Genomic DNA, 17396 nt, shown 5'->3' on the forward strand with positions numbered 1-17396 from the left:
GCATTGCTTTAAAACGATTGAAAGCTGCCCTTTCTACTAAATATTTGAGAAAAGTGATAGGTTTTTAAACTTTGATGAAATCGCCCTGCTCAAAATGGTCTATAAGAAAGTATCTTAATAAATTGTTAACAATTACTCGTTATAATTCATTTTGACTCATAATGATAAAAAAATGATTAAATAAGACAGAGGTAGATATGACAGCAGAAAAGCAAGATCCAACCGTAAAGCAGGAAATGGAAACAACCCCTCGCAAAGAGTTACATGATAAAATAGAAAATTTAAAAGAAGATGTAGACAGTAATTTATATCTAGATGCTGTATATGAAGTTAACAAGATATTAATTGAACAAGAAAAACCAATCGGATCTAAGATGGTTGAAGCCGTGAACAGAAATTTAGAAGACATACGTTCAGGCACAGGAAGTCTACCAACATATCATGCTCGTGAAGTAGGTGCTATGGTAATAGATGCCACAGAAGAATTACAAAAAGGAAACTACGAGCAAGCTGCTCTTAATAGCGCTGGCGCTCTCGCGAATTCAATGGCTTTTCTTTTTTCTGGAGTACATGAAGCCAATCAATATAAATTAGGACGAGGTGGGCGTGCAAGTGGTAATAGAGAAGACACAGATGAAGATAGTAATGATGCTTCATCGGACAATAACAGTACATGTTGTCTCATGTAATTGATTCTTTAAGAGGATGTGCCGAAGTAACTTCCATATCCTCTTGCCTCAAAATATTTTCACCATAAAAAAAATCCACCCTATAGGTCACAAATTAGCACATCCAATTGATAATAATATTCTCCCTGTGTTTTAACTGCCTAATTTATAAAGCAACTGAATTTGATGGATTTATAGGCTAAGCGATACTGAACAGCTTAGCCGGTGTTAAATTAGTAGTGATTTATATAGATCTTCCAATAATGCAATCCCGATCATCATGAGCAGCTGACTTTTTTATGTCCTCTACGAATGTCTTAAGCACATCCTCACAATTTCCTTCTCGCTCGCCTCCAGGGATATTTGAATTAAAATAAGAACATTTATTGGTACCGGCGGTATGGCCATAATAAACTTGATGATAAGGAGCAGCTTTTTTCTGTTTATCCTCTGGTGTTGGATAATTTATAAGTACATGCTCTGAATCCCTGAATACTTTTGTTGCTTCTTCTGTAGTGGATAACTTATCTATAGAAGTACGCTCACCTTTAAACATCTTGTGGTTATCGAAAAAAGCAACATGCATTCCAATCAAGCTACCAAAACCACTTCCACTTTTTTCACTTACTTGTTGCGTGACCGCAGACTGATGTTCTTCCATTTTTTTAGCACATTCGTAAGTTTTGGAAGGTCCCTCATCTAAAAAAGCACGATTAGTCCCACCCATTTTGTAACTCGCATATAAATTAGCAAGAGGTGAACAAAGACCGTTACTATTTTGAATTCCTAGCTGTTGTAAAATGGTTGCTTGTGTTGAAAAAGGTTTGATTTGTTTTTCTTGCATGTTCGTTTCTCCAACATAATCGCTCAAATGGGAATAAACCATAACCCAATTAACTCATAAATTTGTTGATTATAAGTCAAACTGACCTAATTTTATATTATATCACGATTATTTTCTGCTTTATAGACCGTTTTCAAATCATTAAAATAAATTTCCAAATCTAGGGAGTAAACAATACTAGAATCTTGGTCTTTATAAGATATGTGAACTGGATTTAAATAATTAGGATTTAAAAAATAATGATATATCCCTTTGAATTCGCAATGAGATGAAGTGATACATTATTCAATTTTGTGTATGGCTGGAGGATAAAAAAACCCCAACTAAGTTGGGGTTTTCTCCGTTATATGGCTTACGGTAAGGTTGGCTGTAATGTAATACGTGTTGGATGATGGAAGGTAAATGGAGGATTAGTAGCATCAACACAGTTAGATAACATTCCACTCACTGAATCTACTACACATAATGCAATCCGTGTTCCTTCTTCATTTGAGATGTAGGCATGGCTACCATCGGCATCGAATACAATACCTTCTGGTTCGTCTAATAAAGCAGTGGAACCATTAATTGCATTTTTACATCCAGAAAAATGTCCGGTGCTTAGATCCACATTACAAATGAGTACGCCTTCTTGGCTAGGAGAGTTTTCCACAATGTAGGCATACGTGGTTGGGGATCCATGGAAATTAACATCCGAAGTATTATGCAAACCTGAAACTGCTTGAACACAAGAAGTAAACGTGTTGTCAGCACCAATATTACACAACCAGATTATGCCGCTGTAATCTGCAACGAAAGCATGTGTGCCAATGACTTTCACTTTTTCAGGATAAAGAAATTGCGTAAAAGAAGCATTTGCATTTCTTGCACAATTTGAAAGAACGCCGGTATCAGGATTAACATCGCAAAGATTAATGACACCACCTGATGTTTCGTTCGGTACATAGGCGATTGTTCCTGCGGAGTTGAATTCCAATATCTCAGGAGCTGCAAAGATATGGCCGTCATTAACCGCATTACGGCAATTCGTTAATAGTCTTGTTGTCTGATCTACGTCGCATAAATACACTGCGCGAGGTGATCCAAGTGTATCAGAGACATAAGCCCTGGTACCTTCTGGGTTGAATGCAATGGCTTCCGGATGATCAAAGGGTGGGGAACTTGCCATCGCTGATCCACAACGCACTAATTCCGACGTGGTTGAATCGGCAAGGCAAATGGAAACAGGCTGGGTATTATTACTTGGATCTTCATTACCTATATAGGCCAAGTAAGCACAGTGAACTTCAACATTAGTTACGTTAGCAGTTGCCGTACCTGAACCATTTACTACCTGGCATAACAAGCCATCGGGGAATGCCTTAATAGTGACATTATAGGTTCCACCAGCAACGACTGGTGTGTTAAACGTGAATGTCGTCGCATTAGCTGCTGGAGAAATAGTATCTGTACTATTATTTTGCAACTGTAAACCTGATGTTGTTAACCCAGTGATGGTACCGCCTATGGTAAAGGTATTAGCGTTAGCACTGCAGGTTACATTAACAGTGACGTTTGTCCCATTGACTGTGCCAGAACTGTTAATTGCTGTACAGGTTTGACCAGCCGGCTGTGTTACAACAATGACATTGTACTGACTTCCATTAGCTACGGCAGCAGATAATTGATAAGTAGTATTGGCATTTGCTGTAACGGACGCATCGTTATTGTTTTGCAGTTGAAAGCTTCCTGCTGTCAATCCAGTAACGGCTGCACTAACAGTAAATGTTGTCGCACTACAAACCACGCTAATATTAGTTACATTATTATTGGCTATAGTGCCTGTGCCATTACTAACGGTACAAGTCTCACCGGGTGGAGGCGTTAACACGGTAACCGCATAAGTATCGTTAGTGGAGAGCGCCGTGGGAAAAACAAACCGGTTTGCATTAGCAGGAACCACTAAATCATTAGTGTTAGTAGCGTTATAAGTGAGCCGCAATGTTATAGGTTGCGTCGTGGTGTTTCCTGAAATGCTTCCACCCACTTTATAGGTTCTAGGTACACAGTTAACTGCAACATTGGTTACGTCAGCTGTTACATTGGTACCGCTTCCATTAGCAGTAACCGTGCAAGTTAATCCTGCAGGCTGGGTTCTTACAGTTACATTATAACTACCCCCATAGGTAATGCCCGTAGTAAAAGTAAAAGGAGCAGGGTTTCCAGGAGCGACAGCAAGGAATTCCCCACCATTGAGTTGTAGAGTTAATCCAACTGTGGAGAGATTGCTAACGTTTCCTGAGACACTAAATTTCTGCGGACTAGCCGTTGTCACATGCAACACACTACTTGCATCCGGGCGGTAACATTGTAGAGGGTTAGCGTGATTGCACACTATGGGACCGCCATTAATATTTCCCGATATCTCACTTCCAAGAATCTGCAGTGCCAAAATACAGGATTGATGAGGCGGCAGCGTAAACACATCCGAACAGATTCCGGGAACAACAATCTGTTTAACACCCCTCATAGGTTGTAGCACTAGTGGAAAAGTATGTTTATTGCTGTTATTAGTTACCCGATATGCGACTATGCCATTATTCGTCGATGCTAAAGTTAGGTTAGTGGGAGTCAAGGGAGTAAAAGACCAAAGCGGCGAACCCGCATATCCCAATGATATTAATAGTAATAATTGAATACCAAATATAAATTTGGTAATTTTTTGTATCATAGCAAATCCTTTTTTAGTTGTTTAATCAAAAACTTAATATCCATTAAGTTTTGGCTCTGACATTGCTCGTTAATTTGTTTGTCAGTATTAGCAATACATATCTCCTTATAGAATGCTTATCCTTTAATGAGAAAGGACAATATACCTTTTTTTCTCTCTTGCATTCAACCTTTTTAAAAGGCAACAACTAAAGAATAAGTGCTATATTAAAAGTTGAATTGCCTCTTCTGCTGTGGTTCATAGTTTTTCCTCAAATATGGTTTAATAATCTTAATCCTGATTAATTTTTATTTTAATTCTATATAAAATATGTTTTGAAAGCCTATGGACCAGGAGGCAAATCTAGGTATGTGTTTGTTTTATCATCCATAGTTCATTTGTATCAGGTTGTAATCCGAGTTTCTGAAAGCCCGCTTTTTCATAGGCTCGAATTGCCGCAACGTTAGAACTTTCAGGATCAACAAAAATATGAGTATATGAAGTCGCATATTGATTTAGAAAGATTGTAATCGCAGATGTGCCAATGCCGCGTTTCAAAAAATCTGGCTCGCCGATTAACACATCAAAAGCTGCAAGACATTGGGGCAAGCCTTGAAGTGATTTTGAGCGTAGAAAATCATGTGCATTATAGAGTTGGATATAACCAATAGGTTTCTCATCAACACAGATAATATAAGGATAGATTGGTTTAGGAGTACCATGAGCCAACTTATACCCTTTCACATAATCAGCATATTTTTTAAAAATCAATTCATCCGTCCAATGAACATCCGGATCCCACCATGTTTTCACATGCTTCTCTTCAAGCCACTTCAAAAGTAGGGAAAAATGTGATTCAGTTAGGTGCACGAACGTAATCTTCATAAGCTATTTTATCTCTTCAACTCGTACTAAAATTATAAAACAGATTAAAAACTGACCTATCTTGTTTTTTACTACAACCAACTATTCTATCATGAGGCCTTATTCAACTTGAAACTTAATAGATAGTAGAAAAAATAAAACATGCCCCTATTTGATTTAACCCGTAATAACATTAATGACAGAAGCATCTAGTGGACTTGGAGAATAGTTTGAATGAACAAGAAGTGTCGATAATAAAATGAGTGCTCATCCAGTCCTAATATGCGAGGACAGGAGCGAGTGATTATTTTTTATAGCGACGAAGCTCATAGCCATAATGATATCAATGCCCTACAGCAGATTTTCCCAGCTTTAAATCCACAATCCTATCCCTTGAATTCTTTGGGCGACTCCATCATCGATTTATTTAGCTCCACAGAATCTTGAATAAGTAGTCGAAGCGTTTGCACGCTTAATTGCATAGCCACTTTATGATTCCCTTTCGTTGTTTCTGATTCTTGACGAGCCCTGATTGCCCTCTCTACCCCTTGCAATAATTCAGTATTACAATCCTCTTCACCTAGCAGCAGTTTTATGGAAAAAACATTTCTTACTACAGATTCTAATGGAGAAGTTTTTATATATTGGCTTAGAATAGTTACAGCCATTTCTGTAGGCTCAAGATTGCCACGAAATCGTTCTTCTTTTAAGCAATCTAGTCCACCACATCTGTTTGTAAGTAATCGAAATAATTCTGGAACCCCAGGGAATTCTTTTTTCGCTTTCATAGTAACACCATCACTCAATGTAATTAACAAATAACCAATATGCATATAATTAGTATATAATAGTTTTAAGATGAGCGATTTTTGATGGTTTTTTTAATAAGCATCGATAATTAAAATTACATTTAACTCAACTCATTTGTGTCAATATGTAAGGTTCTTTTTTCTTTTGCCAGTAGATGGCAGGATACTGGTTTTTGGCATAAAAGATCAGCCAAAAGAGTTAATTGATATTTAATAACGAGGTTATAAGTGAATGGCACTTGGCGGAGAACAGCATGGATACAAAACGATTCAGAGATGATAGCAAATTTTACCTGCGATGTTTCAGTAATATAAGTCTAGTTTATTTCATGCTGACAAGCATATTGTGCAGACAGAAGCAAGTACATCAAAAAGTAAAGATGAAGACAATATTTCGTATCTGCCCTGCTATGCAATTTAGTTAATCAACAATAAAACCTAGAGAGTAAGTCTATTTATTGCCAATATTAACAGACTTACCGCCTTAAATATTTTTTAACCATTTATAGGAAAAGAACCATTTTCCGCATTTCGATAATCTGGAAATGAACAGTGTGTATGCGCAATTTTCCAAACTCCATCTTCTTTTTCAGCAATAAGCGTACCTCGTAAATTCTCAAAAATATGTTGGGTACCATCAATGAGTACATGAGCATTGCAAATTGCTGCAGCCCAAAAAGAATCTTGCGGAGTAGGTACAAATTTTATGATTTCAATTTCGCTGTGCTCTGATTGGCTCCAATCTCGAAGTAGTTGCATTTCAATCTCCTTTAAGCCTTCGCGGTATTCATCAAGGCCAGAACCCCACATGTTTGAATTTCTGGTAAATAGACTCAACAATAAAGACAAATCACGTTTTTTATAACCTTCGCAAAATTGTCTAAACAGATGTTCGGTAGGTCTTTCTGGGGTTTTCATCATAACATCTCCACATCAATAAAAGTGGGTGTGATTGTGAGGGATTTCAGAGAAAAAATCTGTCCGTAACGTTTACGGACAATTACCAATGCATTATCCGTTCAAGTTCCACATAAGAGGTGTAACCTGTACGCTGCTTCACTCTTATGAGATAAGTCTCCACCGTTCTTGGGGAAATTTCTAGTATGTGTGCAATTTGCTTGTAGGCAAATCCTTTCAGAAAAAATTTTATACAAGCCAATTCTTGCGTTGTTAGATAAGTCATTCCTGACTTACCTCTGACTTTAATTTTTCCCTGACTCAAGCACATCTCTTGATAATTAACATCTCTATACGCTTTAGGTAAGGAAATAGCGCTCTTCTCCATAATGCGCAGTAAATCCTTATTTTGCTTATCAAAGTCATAAATAAATTGCTCTATAATCTTTATTTTATTCAGATAAAACGAACCAGGATTAGGGTGTTCATACGGTAAAGCAACAGCAATCATGTCGTAGTAATTTTTAGAACGTCGTACCAGCGTTAAGCCATTATGAAAATTGAATTTATCTCTGGCCAGTTGTAAAGGTGCTGTTGGAGGTAACGCTTCGTCCCATAAAAACCAATAGAAAGGTACATGTTCATGCTCGTCTTCATAAGAAGAAAAGACAATAGGCTGATCATGATATTCTTTAGTATGCTCAAACAAACCTGGATTATTCGTTAAGCAGTTAATTGAGCCGTCAGCATAACAACGAAGATACTGAAAATAATTAAAACCAAAGGTTTCAAACAAGAAACAGCTTGCTTCTTGTACTTTGTCTTTTAGAGCAAAGATAGGATGGGTTAAATCTATTTCAATAGGCATAATGAACTATCTTGAATATCTTCTTTAACAGAGCCACATCACTTTGATTTATTTATAACCCCAAGTGTACCCCAGAAAACTGGGGAATTCTATTTATTAAACATAGAGCATTGAACTCGGCCTGCCCTCCTCTTACTCCTCGGATCATCCCAATATCCCTTATTTTGTAAATAAGAGATATTTGCTCATTACTTCCTGTTATTTAAAAAGCTGGAATGATCTTGTCTGGAGAATTGCCCACACTTTTTATGCTCCCTAATTACATATATGCCATTAAACTGAATGCATTTTTTTCAAGATTCAATGGTGCTTCTTCCTCCACACGCTTATCCATAGCTTTTCTGAGCTGCTCCGCTAGCTTACTATCTGGTGCAACCCTGTTATCTACTATTTCAAAGTCCAGGGTAGGCTTTTGTTTGATTCCTACAATAGCAAATGACCCATCACATAACTCAAAGACATTATCAAGATACTTATTTTGTGCTAGTTGAATGTATTGAGTCATACGTTTAACTTGGGGCAAATCCAAAGGTTCATCTAAAAAACCTCCCACAAATACTTTGCCACAATTATCTAGTAACATCTGCACTGATAAACCGAGAACTTTCGGTAAGCGTGCGTGACTAAAGACAGAGCTGTTGTTTAGCCTATAGCCTCGAAGAATTTAGGAGGCGACTTAATGACAAAAGGTACCAATAAACTAGAAACTGTCAAACAAGCCTTTAGACACTGGCGAGCCACACGAACAAAGCGCGGGCAAATCCCCGATGAGTTATGGGAGCAGGTCAAGGGACTATTGGGTGATTATACTCCTTCGAAAATCGGCAGTCATTTAGGGATTAGTCCAATCCAAATCAGGAAGAAATTATTGCCTGTAGAGAAAACGGACCTGCAGTTTGTTGAGGTAAAAGGAAAACCTACGAGGATTGATTCAGAGTTTCTATCAAATAGCGATGCGCTTTGTAATGTTGAGCTTCATCGTCCCTGTGGCAGTATACTGAAAATCAATGCAGTACCGATGAGTAGGGTATCAAAGCTCATGCTGGATTTCATGGGGTAACGATGCTGCAGATTACCCCACAACATCGGTTGCTATTGGCAGTAGAACCCGTTGATTTTAGAAAAGGCATCGATGGCTTAAAAGCCTTATGCCGCCAAAAACTTCTTGATGACCCATTCAGCGGTACTGTATTTGTTTTTACCAATCGCATGCGAACCTCAGTGAAACTATTCGTGTATGATGCGAGTGGTTTTTGGCTCTGTCAGAAACGGTTCAGTCGAGGCAAGCTAGCTTGGTGGCCCACTGGGGTGAGCCCCTCCGTTGAATTACGCTCCAGTGAGTTATTGATACTGCTTGCCCAAGGCCATCCCATCAAAGCAAACCTTCCAGAAGATTGGCGTTCTATTGCTTATGCTGCTGCCAGTGATGATTCAAACGAAGCCTTGGTGGTCTCATAATTCCAGGGAAGCCATGCTTTGGGCTCTTTAACAATTGGGTCTTTGTAAATTTGCAGTGCAACCAAGTATTCAAAGGGGTTGATGCCTGCTAACTCACAGGTATAAATAATACTAGTGAGTACCCCACCCACCATAGCGCCGTATTCTGTTTTGTAGAATAACCAAGTATTGCGTCCTCTGATAGGGATTTTTAACCCCCTCTCCATGTCATTGTTATGGATGGGCGCACCAGGAATTTGTAGAAAACGGGTGAGTTTCTCCCAATGCTTCAGCATGTATTTGATGGCTTTGCCTAAGGAATCATTAGGCTCTACGTGTTTGGATGACAGCAGATTTTCCATGTACGCTCGGGCTTCAAGCATTACAGCTCTGCTGTGCTTTTGATGATAGATTAGGCGCTGTTGTTCATCATGCCCAAGTTGTTTTGATTTCTCGTCCATCTGAAATGGAATTGAAAGCCACTTCATAATGGGCAGGCAATATTCTGGGTAGAATGCCTGCAACTCATCAAACTTACGAAATCCATGAGACAAGCAGTTGCACACAATGGTGTCGTGGGTCTCTGGGACATTATGACTTAGTGCATCACACATTTGGATGACCTTGCCATTATTCTTATGGCGCTTATGAAGAAGGCGCTCCATGTTTTCGCCAGAGTGACGTTGGCTGTTATAAAAGAGTGCTATTTTATGGGCGCCGTTTTGTGCCAATATTCCTGTGGTGTACATGCCAGTTCGTTTTTTATCAGGCTTTTGTCTGTTGTGCCGAATTGTATCTACAATTCGAAGAACAGTATCATCATTGTGAATTAAAGAACCATTCGCCGCGAGTTCCTCTAAAGCAGGGAATACTAACAACGCACACCCAGCCAGCTCTTCCATCAGTTGCCATTGGGTAGATGCTGGAATGGGAAAGCCTATGAGCGATTGAAAATATTCTTGTCGATGAAAAGGCATGGCCATGTAGTATTTTTGTAAGGCTAACATGGCTTTAAAACTTGGATGATATTTTTCCTGGTGGACATGAGCTGGAATATTGGCTGAAAAGATCTCATTGTATAAAGCACATCGCAGCTTCTCAATCCAATATTTATTAACAGACGCTAAATTCTGTCCTTTGATATTAATGAGGATGCCGGGATTGATGGAATAAAGCCTGCCACCACAGTGATGTGGACAGTGTTGTCCAGCACTTAGGGACTCTAAGGCAATGGTGTGTTCCTGTGCATTGATGTAGGCTGTATGCGGAAGGCGTCCATGTCCTGTGGGTTCTTTGGGCTCATTGCTCTCATCATTTGAAGGGTTCGCTTCAGATTCTTCTGCATCGGTGGTATTCTCTTCTGTCTTTGAAGATTTGTCTTGTTGTTTAGTGGTCTCAAAGATAAGCCGCTTTAAATTGGATACGGTTATTTTATGCTCGACTAGTGCGCGCGGGATCCAGGAGGCCAGGTGAATACACCCAATGACAAAAGGTTTTGTTCCCTCTGGTAAGTTTGATGAGTGTACTTCTTGTGATTTTTCAATGACAATCGATAGTTCTTTTGCTGGTGTCATTTAGTAACCCTGCTCCTCTTAAGGGCAGCAAGGTTAGCTAGCAGGCATAATAAAATCAATAGGTTGGGGCGAAAATAATGGCTCAATGCTTTTTTGCTGCTAATTCAGACTTCTTCACCAATCCGCTGTTTCAGGCAGCCACAGGCACAGTGTTTGTCGTGTTCTGGAATATCGTGTTCAATCACTTCACGGGGTAAATCATCCGGCAATGGTCGACGCTTAGGTTTATTACGGGTGTAGGTAATGGTGAGCGTATTTTCTTCGGTGGGAAGTTCTACGGCAGGAATAGCATCTGCTTCATCGAATTGTAATTCCATTTGTAATACATTACTTTCCGAGGAGCGTGAAAATCGTTGCTGTTGCGCTAGTCTAAACTGTTCTAAAACACGCTCATAGTTTTGTTTTAACGTTGCATTTTCTTTTTTTAAAGACAATTTTTCTTCTTGCAACGCCAAGATAAGTGCATGCAATTCAGGGATGGATTGTGGCAATGAGTCTGTCTTTTTCATGGACAGATTATACCCTAACCGCCATGATTTTATGAGGATTATTTAATAAAATCGCGATAAATTATTGGCTCGTCTCCTTGAAAATGAACGAATTTATTACTGGCTAATAACCAGTTAAAATGCTCTCGACTCAATTCAATATTGCCATGGGCATTGCGAGGAAAAACAAACTTGCCTTTCTCCAAGCGGCGATACCACAAGGTAAAACTGTGTTCTTCGTAATAAAGCGCTTTTAATTTATCACCGCTGCGACCACGAAATAAAAACAAATGGCCATTGGTTGGCTCCATCGCCAATACGTCTTTTACCATCATCGCCAGCGTATTTATCGATTTGAGCATATCCGTAACACCGCAATATAAATGAATCTTTGCATTCTCCGGAATTAACATGCTTTCATCACCTGCTTTAATAGCGATGAAAAACTATCATCTGCCAAACTTACTTTTACAGAACAATGTATTTTGTTCGGCAAATGGAGCGTTAAATCCACGAAGCTATTCTCTGAAGAGGATTTCGCTAAAATAATGGATTCGAAGGATGAATCACTTTTAGCCTTTCCTCGGGGAGAAACTGTCTTATCTGCACAACCTTCAATGCCTTGCTCTTTTCATGCCAGCGGTAAAGAAAATGGTTAAGTACGAGGTTATTGCGCTTGCAAAATTCAACTTGCGTTAAGCCACTTGTCTTATACCGTTCTAGTATTTCTTCCCAGTTAGCAATATCACTTCTCATCAACTCACTCCATTTCTTTTAAAAAATGAAATGATTAACTACTTTAATGCTGCGGAGTAGGTGTATTTGAGCGACCGTTTACGTCTAACCTCGTGAAATCTCTGTTTGATTTCTTCCTTTAAGAAGAGAGCATCGCGTCTGATGGGCTCACAATCCATTGCGGGCATTTTTGGGAGCACAAACGGGTCTTTATTGCTTTAAATCTGAGGCTTTGGTGTGTAATCAAGCTCATTTAGATTGTTAGTTTTTTTATTAGAAAAAAAGCCATGAACTCTCTCCTCTGGTAAAGCAGGAGAATAATTTTCTGAATCAAGAGAACGCAATATAAGCTGACTATTAGCGATATTGATTTCATCTGAAGGAATTTTTTCTCGCTCTGCAGACTGCAACCGATTAAAAAAATTATGATTCCTTTCAAGAAGCCTCATAAAATATTCGTCTAATGAATCAACCAAAGATTTTTCATGTCTCCAATATTCAATGCGAGGCATAGATATCTTAAGAATGGTTGTATTCTTTTCTAAACTTTCTACAATTAGCTTTAAGCTTGTCACCGAGATACAATGAACAGTAGTAGTGCTGAGGTCGAGAACCCTTAAGTGTTCGTTAGCACATAGTAAACTACTTATAGACGAAACAAGATTATCATTAATAAAATCGAAACCTAAATGCAAGCTCAGTAGTGTTCGATTATATTGAAAGGCATCCAATATTTTTTTTAACCTATCTGAAGTGAGGTTGTTAGAGGCTAGGTTTAAATTTAAGAGAGAAGAATTGTTTGCAAAAGCCATAAGCATTTCCTCTTCACCTTTTTGATCTAAGAAAACACCCTCAAACGTTGGATAAAATAAATGTGGATGAATCTCAACATATTGCCATTCATAAAGTTCAACACCTTGTAGGTTTAGGTCTCGTAAGACATAATTGCAATGTTTTTTTAAAGCGTTAAATATCGCTAAAACAGCCTTTCCACCTAGGTTGTTGAAAGATAAATCTAGTTTAGTTAAGGTTTGGTTCTTACCTAAAGCTTCTGCTATTTCCAAAAATTTCTTATGATCAAGAAAACCATCTGTAAATGTTCGACTTAAAGTAAGATGAGTAAGAGTCTTATTAGTTCTTAAGACCTCTATCAACGCAGAAGCTCCTTCATTATTTATAGGACTACCTATTAAAGTAAAACTTTCAACATTTTTATTTCTTTTCAATAAATGAAGTATTTCTACTACCTCTTCTGCTGAGAGCTCTTTACAAAAAATTTTTATCTCGCTTTTCATGGTTAATGAAGCTTTAATGGTCTTAAATTTTAATTTTTTAAACATATATGAAATAACCCAAGCTAAATCTTTCTACTCTCTTCTTGAAAACCCGGGATAAACCGCATCTTGAATAAGTTTGGATCCCATATACACCAATATCAATGATGTCTTTAAACGGTAATTTTTTTAATTTAGCAGGATTATCATAAGTATGAATACAATTATTATCTGGTTGCTCATAAACTTCACCCGTACCAGCCAAGAACACAGTGAAATCAGAAATGAATTCTTGTTATATTGCGCCCTTTTAAAGCCGTCACTTCTTGAGGCACTGAAACATTATTCTTGTGTCCTAAACCCAATTGACCATATTGATTTTCACCAAAACTATACACATTATTATTTTCATCAATGAGAAATGAAGACATATGACCCAAAGCAAAATCTTTGATTGACGGTAATCCTTCAATTTTAGTTGGTTCTTTTCGTTTGTTTGTATCACCAAGACCAAGTTGCCCCTCATAATTACAACCTAAAACGTAAACCGAACCATCCTCTGTTAGGGCCATCGAATGAAGATCCCAGCGTGCATTATCTTGTTTTTTTATATTGATTAAGCCGGGAAAGTCGTTATTTTCATCAAGTAAAAATGTTGTGTCGTCATTACTAATGGCTTCTTTTTTATAGACTATTTTAGTCATTATCACTCCGGTAAATCGTTTCACCGAGCTACTATACATCAGCAGCAAATCTCATCCAAGCTTCTATCTGTTTATTTATGGCGGCTTAGAAAAAATAGTCCACGCTGAGTGTTTTACTATGAAAAAATTGATAAATTGCCTTTTAGGAAATTTCAGAATTACTTTTGGATAGAAAAAGAAATTATTAATTAACTTTGGTTTTTTGAGCATTTAGAAAATTTTTTGATGAAAATGTTCTATTATATATAAAATAACCGCCCTCGTTCTTTTTCAATGGTATTCAATTGTTGGAAGTATAAATATGAAAGACTTATTAATCGATTTGATAGTACAAAGGTTGAATGAATCTAAAGACGATTTGAAAAAACAATTTTTCTTTGAGCATCCCATAAAAGTTGCTCATTTTTTCGCACTTGATAATCTTCTACCGACTGAAATTGCAGAAAAAATATATGAACATTTTCCTAAACCAAAACAAATGCGCTTATTAAATAATTATGGAGAATTAAAGTTAAAATATAGCTATGTCAAACGGGAATCCAGTTTATTGCAAGATCTTCATTCTGCTATTCAAGATCCGAAGGTTATTTCCGTAGTTGAAGAAATAACTGAAATTAAAAATCAAGTTCCTGATAAAACACGTCTTGCTGGTGGAATTAGTACACTACTTAAGGGGCATTATATAAATCCTCATCTAGACAGTTCGCATGATGTGGATGGAAAACTCTATCAGGCAGTAAACTTACTTTATTATGTTTCTCCAAATTGGAAACTTGAAAATGGTGGTAATTACGAAGTATGGGATGAAAAAATAGAGAATTGCATTATTGTGCCGAATTTTTTTAATCGCTTAGTTGTAATGGGAGCAAGTAGTACAGCTTGGCACGCAGTTAATCCAGTTTTATGTGATTCACCTAGATGCTGTGTATTTAATTACTTTTATACTAAAGACTCACCTGAGGGTGAAGAATATTTTCACAAGTCTACCTCTTTATTGTTTAATTCATTAATTAAACCACGTCCTGAACAAAAAATTCGTCGTGCTATTAAGAATATGTTACTAAAAAAGGTATGGTGAGGACATTATAAACAATGTAAAAGACCTCCATCATCACACATGAACATCACCGTACGACAACTCGCCTATATTTTTAGGAGAATAAAAGCAAGCATAAGTGAGCCATCCAAAAAATATAGCGACAGTTGTAATCACAGCCCATCCGGGAATGAGGCCTAATGCGGCATGTCTCACAATTCCATCGAAAGACATTCCCACCTCCTGATGTGTGCTAATGTTTTGGAGCTTTGGAGAAGATATTTTCAAGATCCATGCCATTAGCAAAATGAGGAACATCCAGATATAGTTTCTGCGTAGGCGTCGTGACATTGCTGCGCGAAGGCTTATAAGAAAGCGAGGCTCACGTAAGTCTTGCCCCAGAATTTCCGCCCAGTGATCCTCAATTACTCTCGCAGCAGTAAACATCGGCGCGAAATAGTGTCGCTCGATGAGACGCACACGGCCTCTGTAAACATCAAAGAATCGATATCTTCTTGATTCTATGAGAAGAAGTAGCAAAACGAGTATCATCGCGAACAGAAGCACTCCATGATGTGCCGAAGCAGTTGAGAGTGAGAGTGAGAGCATTGCAGCTACAGCGGTAATTGCCCAGTTAGTAGTTCGATCAATTCGGTCTCGCCATCCGGCCATTCGACTGATCTCGGCTCGATGATAATGAGCCAATACAGTAATGAATTCAGCTGATGTTGTCGGAAGTGGCGGGTTTTGGAAACCTGTTATGGGTTTTTCACCCATTTGTCGTTTTTCGTATTCCATCACTAGCTCCAAGGCTCTTCATATAAGCCTATTGGTTAATCCTTATTTCCAGATACGACTCTATCAACAACATATTGATACATTATACGGAAATATTTAAGAAGTGAAAGAAAGTAAACAAATTCAAATTTTTAAATAAGACTTCTATTCCTGTTGAAAAATAGGATCAAAGTTGGGTCAAATAGAGCTATTTCATAAAGAATAAAAATACCAATCTTTTGATATTCAAAACCATCAATAACAAATGCAATATTTTATATATTTTATTAATTATCGATTGGAATGTACGTGAAACAAATGACCTATTAATTTTATTCGTAAGTAGAGCCAGGAGAAATACTGGATATCCTTTATTGGAGCTATACAGTTTTTTGTTGAGCTTGTAAGCAGCATGTGTTGCTCGAAACGCCACAAAAATTTCCAACAAAAATCATCGACAACCCAGCATAATTCTATTAATTTTTCCACTTCAGACCTCTTGTTTTCTGTTCACTGTTTCGCAAAAACACAAGTAAAATCACAAAAGGCCTGATTTTTTCACTATATTATTTTGCAATCCTTAATAAAGGTTGGTTATGCAGCACATCATTGTCTCTCTTATTTTCTTTAGCAGTCGCGAAAAATGAGTGTCTGTTTTGGGACATTAAAATATCCTTATTTGAAAATAATACAGCCTGTTTCTTCTTTTCATTATTATAGTCAATTTCTGCAGGCAATAACGCTTGAATGGCCTTTAAGCTCCCAGGATTCATAGCAGCCGTATGAAGTTACTGTATTGCCATCTATGTTTTGAATCATCACCGCCTCTAAGCGCTGATTTTCTGGTAATAATTCTAGAGCGACTTTTAAGCATCCAGGATTACTAACAGTACGCTCAAGCACTGTCTTGCCATGCTTGTTTTTAACCATCACCGCCTCTAAGCGTTGATTTTCCGGCAATAATGCGAGAATGGTCTTTAGGCTTCAGGAGTACCAGCAGCAGCATGAAGGACTGTCTTACCATGTCTGTTTTTTTGTTTTATGGCCACTTCTGTTTGTGACAATATTTTTTGTGCCATACTGAAATGGCGATTGATTAATGCGGCCATCAACGGAGTATTTTCTTCTGGATAACTGACCTCATTGACTTTAGCGCCTTGTTTCAGGAGCGCATCAAAAATGGCTTCATCTCCTTTCTCAGCCGCCCAAAATAAAGCAGTTTTCATGTCGCCATCAAAGGTTTCAAGACAAGCTCCGTGCTCCAGCAGATAGTTCACCATGGCTAAGTCCTGGTTTTGAACGGCGATGATAAGCGGTGTATTTTCATCATCATCTTTGATGTCCACTTGCGCCTGCGCTGCAATCAATTGTTGGGCAATATCGCGTCCAACTTCGTTTTTATCTTTGTAGAGCACTGTTTCCAGGGCATGGATTAAAGCGGTATTGCCGTCTTTATCTTGGATGTTTACATTAATCCCGCGCGCAATGAGTTTGCTGAGACTCTCCTTATCTGCCTTTAAGGTCGCAAGATGCAATGCGCTTTGCCCCTTTTTGTTCATTGCATTAATAGAGGCACCTTGTTCCAGAGCGTCAAAAGCAATGATTCCTTGGTTTAGTTGCTGCAGATAATACCGGTTAGTCGCTAACAGCGCGTCAAAGGCTTCTTGGTGATGGGAAGCGTACTCCCCTAATAACTCAAGTAATTCATCGTTCTTGGTAGAGAGAGCAAAAA

20 protein-coding genes and 1 pseudogene are annotated in these 17396 nt (G+C 38.1%); 4 read left to right on the top strand and 17 right to left on the bottom strand.

Features of this window, described 5'->3' with window-relative positions; genetic code table 11:
• Window positions 1-197 precede the first annotated feature (197 nt).
• Window positions 198-689, top strand: a complete 492-nt coding sequence (locus Lsan_RS01685; protein WP_058512817.1) for a hypothetical protein — start codon at window positions 198-200, stop codon at window positions 687-689.
• 223 nt (window positions 690-912) lie between these two features.
• On the opposite strand, the gene Lsan_RS01690 is transcribed toward Lsan_RS01685, so the two are convergent.
• The 8 genes and pseudogenes from Lsan_RS01690 to Lsan_RS01720 form a co-directional block, all read right to left on the bottom strand.
• Window positions 913-1512 carry a hypothetical protein gene (locus tag Lsan_RS01690; RefSeq protein ID WP_058512818.1) on the bottom strand — a complete coding sequence of 200 codons (600 nt, stop codon included), beginning with the start codon at window positions 1510-1512 and terminating at the stop codon, window positions 913-915.
• Between the two features lie 352 nt (window positions 1513-1864).
• Entirely contained in the window at window positions 1865-4222 is a 2358-nt protein-coding gene (locus Lsan_RS01695; protein ID WP_058512819.1) for a hypothetical protein, read from the bottom strand.
• Window positions 4223-4564: 342 nt separating this feature from the next.
• A complete protein-coding gene (locus Lsan_RS01700; RefSeq protein ID WP_058512820.1) occupies window positions 4565-5086 on the bottom strand; it encodes a GNAT family N-acetyltransferase in 522 nt (173 codons plus the stop codon).
• 236 nt (window positions 5087-5322) lie between these two features.
• A pseudogene (locus tag Lsan_RS21910) lies at window positions 5323-5450 on the bottom strand (ISL3 family transposase); the annotation flags it as partial.
• A gap of 1 nt (window position 5451) precedes the next feature.
• Complete coding sequence (locus Lsan_RS01705; RefSeq protein ID WP_058512821.1) at window positions 5452-5853, bottom strand: hypothetical protein; 402 nt, start codon at window positions 5851-5853, stop codon at window positions 5452-5454.
• Between the two features lie 516 nt (window positions 5854-6369).
• Window positions 6370-6795 (bottom strand): nuclear transport factor 2 family protein, encoded by a 426-nt coding sequence (locus tag Lsan_RS21195; protein WP_065236267.1) that lies wholly within the window; start codon window positions 6793-6795, stop codon window positions 6370-6372.
• Between the two features lie 79 nt (window positions 6796-6874).
• Window positions 6875-7639 (bottom strand): helix-turn-helix transcriptional regulator, encoded by a 765-nt coding sequence (locus tag Lsan_RS01715; protein WP_058512822.1) that lies wholly within the window; start codon window positions 7637-7639, stop codon window positions 6875-6877.
• Between the two features lie 259 nt (window positions 7640-7898).
• Complete coding sequence (locus Lsan_RS01720; RefSeq protein WP_058512823.1) at window positions 7899-8222, bottom strand: hypothetical protein; 324 nt, start codon at window positions 8220-8222, stop codon at window positions 7899-7901.
• A 96-nt stretch (window positions 8223-8318) separates the two neighbouring features.
• Here Lsan_RS01720 and Lsan_RS22805 point away from each other — a divergent pair, with 96 nt between their 5' ends.
• Both Lsan_RS22805 and tnpB (Lsan_RS01730) read left to right on the top strand, forming a co-directional pair.
• On the top strand, window positions 8319-8699 hold the full coding sequence (locus Lsan_RS22805; protein WP_237762009.1) for a hypothetical protein: 381 nt from the start codon (window positions 8319-8321) through the stop codon (window positions 8697-8699).
• 2 nt (window positions 8700-8701) lie between these two features.
• Window positions 8702-9097, top strand: coding sequence for an IS66 family insertion sequence element accessory protein TnpB (gene tnpB / locus Lsan_RS01730; protein ID WP_058512824.1), 396 nt, complete (start codon window positions 8702-8704; stop codon window positions 9095-9097).
• Here the strand turns inward: tnpB (Lsan_RS01730) and Lsan_RS21375 are convergent.
• The 6 genes from Lsan_RS21375 to Lsan_RS01765 form a co-directional block, all read right to left on the bottom strand.
• Window positions 9049-10650: an IS66 family transposase gene (locus Lsan_RS21375; protein ID WP_083505060.1), complete on the bottom strand. Its 1602-nt coding sequence runs from the start codon at window positions 10648-10650 to the stop codon at window positions 9049-9051. The genes tnpB (Lsan_RS01730) and Lsan_RS21375 overlap by 49 nt on opposite strands.
• Window positions 10651-10754: 104 nt before the next feature.
• A complete protein-coding gene (locus Lsan_RS01740) occupies window positions 10755-11159 on the bottom strand; it encodes an IS66 family transposase (RefSeq protein WP_058512825.1) in 405 nt (134 codons plus the stop codon).
• Between the two features lie 38 nt (window positions 11160-11197).
• Complete coding sequence (tnpB, locus tag Lsan_RS01745; protein WP_058512826.1) at window positions 11198-11551, bottom strand: IS66 family insertion sequence element accessory protein TnpB; 354 nt, start codon at window positions 11549-11551, stop codon at window positions 11198-11200.
• Between the two features lie 127 nt (window positions 11552-11678).
• On the bottom strand, window positions 11679-11894 hold the full coding sequence (tnpA, locus tag Lsan_RS23465) for an IS66 family insertion sequence element accessory protein TnpA (protein ID WP_058512827.1): 216 nt from the start codon (window positions 11892-11894) through the stop codon (window positions 11679-11681).
• A gap of 197 nt (window positions 11895-12091) precedes the next feature.
• On the bottom strand, window positions 12092-13213 hold the full coding sequence (locus Lsan_RS01755; protein WP_058512828.1) for a leucine-rich repeat domain-containing protein: 1122 nt from the start codon (window positions 13211-13213) through the stop codon (window positions 12092-12094).
• 212 nt (window positions 13214-13425) lie between these two features.
• A complete protein-coding gene (locus Lsan_RS01765; RefSeq protein ID WP_058512830.1) occupies window positions 13426-13851 on the bottom strand; it encodes an RCC1 domain-containing protein in 426 nt (141 codons plus the stop codon).
• 301 nt (window positions 13852-14152) lie between these two features.
• Here Lsan_RS01765 and Lsan_RS01770 point away from each other — a divergent pair, with 301 nt between their 5' ends.
• Entirely contained in the window at window positions 14153-14929 is a 777-nt protein-coding gene (locus tag Lsan_RS01770; RefSeq protein WP_058512831.1) for a 2OG-Fe(II) oxygenase, read from the top strand.
• 33 nt (window positions 14930-14962) lie between these two features.
• Here Lsan_RS01770 and Lsan_RS01775 read toward each other — a convergent pair whose 3' ends face one another.
• The 3 genes from Lsan_RS01775 to Lsan_RS01785 all read right to left on the bottom strand — a co-directional run.
• Window positions 14963-15685 carry a DUF2270 domain-containing protein gene (locus Lsan_RS01775; protein ID WP_058512832.1) on the bottom strand — a complete coding sequence of 241 codons (723 nt, stop codon included), beginning with the start codon at window positions 15683-15685 and terminating at the stop codon, window positions 14963-14965.
• A 699-nt stretch (window positions 15686-16384) separates the two neighbouring features.
• A complete protein-coding gene (locus Lsan_RS01780; RefSeq protein ID WP_058512833.1) occupies window positions 16385-16594 on the bottom strand; it encodes a hypothetical protein in 210 nt (69 codons plus the stop codon).
• Window positions 16595-16641: 47 nt separating this feature from the next.
• The coding region (locus tag Lsan_RS01785) for an ankyrin repeat domain-containing protein (RefSeq protein ID WP_162265581.1) at window positions 16642-17396 on the bottom strand (755 nt) is incomplete at its 5' end.

It is taken from the genome of Legionella santicrucis, assembly GCF_001468135.1.
Taxonomy (GTDB): Bacteria; Pseudomonadota; Gammaproteobacteria; order Legionellales; family Legionellaceae; genus Legionella; species Legionella santicrucis.

Coding starts and splice junctions, on each gene's coding strand:
- Lsan_RS01685 (WP_058512817.1), top strand. CDS start 198: ATGACAGCAGAAAAGCAAGATCCAACCGTAAAGCAGGAAATGGAAACA.
- Lsan_RS01690 (WP_058512818.1), bottom strand. CDS start 1,512: ATGCAAGAAAAACAAATCAAACCTTTTTCAACACAAGCAACCATTTTA.
- Lsan_RS01695 (WP_058512819.1), bottom strand. CDS start 4,222: ATGATACAAAAAATTACCAAATTTATATTTGGTATTCAATTATTACTA.
- Lsan_RS01700 (WP_058512820.1), bottom strand. CDS start 5,086: ATGAAGATTACGTTCGTGCACCTAACTGAATCACATTTTTCCCTACTT.
- Lsan_RS01705 (WP_058512821.1), bottom strand. CDS start 5,853: ATGAAAGCGAAAAAAGAATTCCCTGGGGTTCCAGAATTATTTCGATTA.
- Lsan_RS21195 (WP_065236267.1), bottom strand. CDS start 6,795: ATGATGAAAACCCCAGAAAGACCTACCGAACATCTGTTTAGACAATTT.
- Lsan_RS01715 (WP_058512822.1), bottom strand. CDS start 7,639: ATGCCTATTGAAATAGATTTAACCCATCCTATCTTTGCTCTAAAAGAC.
- Lsan_RS01720 (WP_058512823.1), bottom strand. CDS start 8,222: ATGTTACTAGATAATTGTGGCAAAGTATTTGTGGGAGGTTTTTTAGAT.
- Lsan_RS22805 (WP_237762009.1), top strand. CDS start 8,319: ATGACAAAAGGTACCAATAAACTAGAAACTGTCAAACAAGCCTTTAGA.
- tnpB (WP_058512824.1), top strand. CDS start 8,702: ATGCTGCAGATTACCCCACAACATCGGTTGCTATTGGCAGTAGAACCC.
- Lsan_RS21375 (WP_083505060.1), bottom strand. CDS start 10,650: ATGACACCAGCAAAAGAACTATCGATTGTCATTGAAAAATCACAAGAA.
- Lsan_RS01740 (WP_058512825.1), bottom strand. CDS start 11,159: ATGAAAAAGACAGACTCATTGCCACAATCCATCCCTGAATTGCATGCA.
- tnpB (WP_058512826.1), bottom strand. CDS start 11,551: ATGTTAATTCCGGAGAATGCAAAGATTCATTTATATTGCGGTGTTACG.
- tnpA (WP_058512827.1), bottom strand. CDS start 11,894: ATGAGAAGTGATATTGCTAACTGGGAAGAAATACTAGAACGGTATAAG.
- Lsan_RS01755 (WP_058512828.1), bottom strand. CDS start 13,213: ATGTTTAAAAAATTAAAATTTAAGACCATTAAAGCTTCATTAACCATG.
- Lsan_RS01765 (WP_058512830.1), bottom strand. CDS start 13,851: ATGACTAAAATAGTCTATAAAAAAGAAGCCATTAGTAATGACGACACA.
- Lsan_RS01770 (WP_058512831.1), top strand. CDS start 14,153: ATGAAAGACTTATTAATCGATTTGATAGTACAAAGGTTGAATGAATCT.
- Lsan_RS01775 (WP_058512832.1), bottom strand. CDS start 15,685: ATGGAATACGAAAAACGACAAATGGGTGAAAAACCCATAACAGGTTTC.
- Lsan_RS01780 (WP_058512833.1), bottom strand. CDS start 16,594: ATGGTTAAAAACAAGCATGGCAAGACAGTGCTTGAGCGTACTGTTAGT.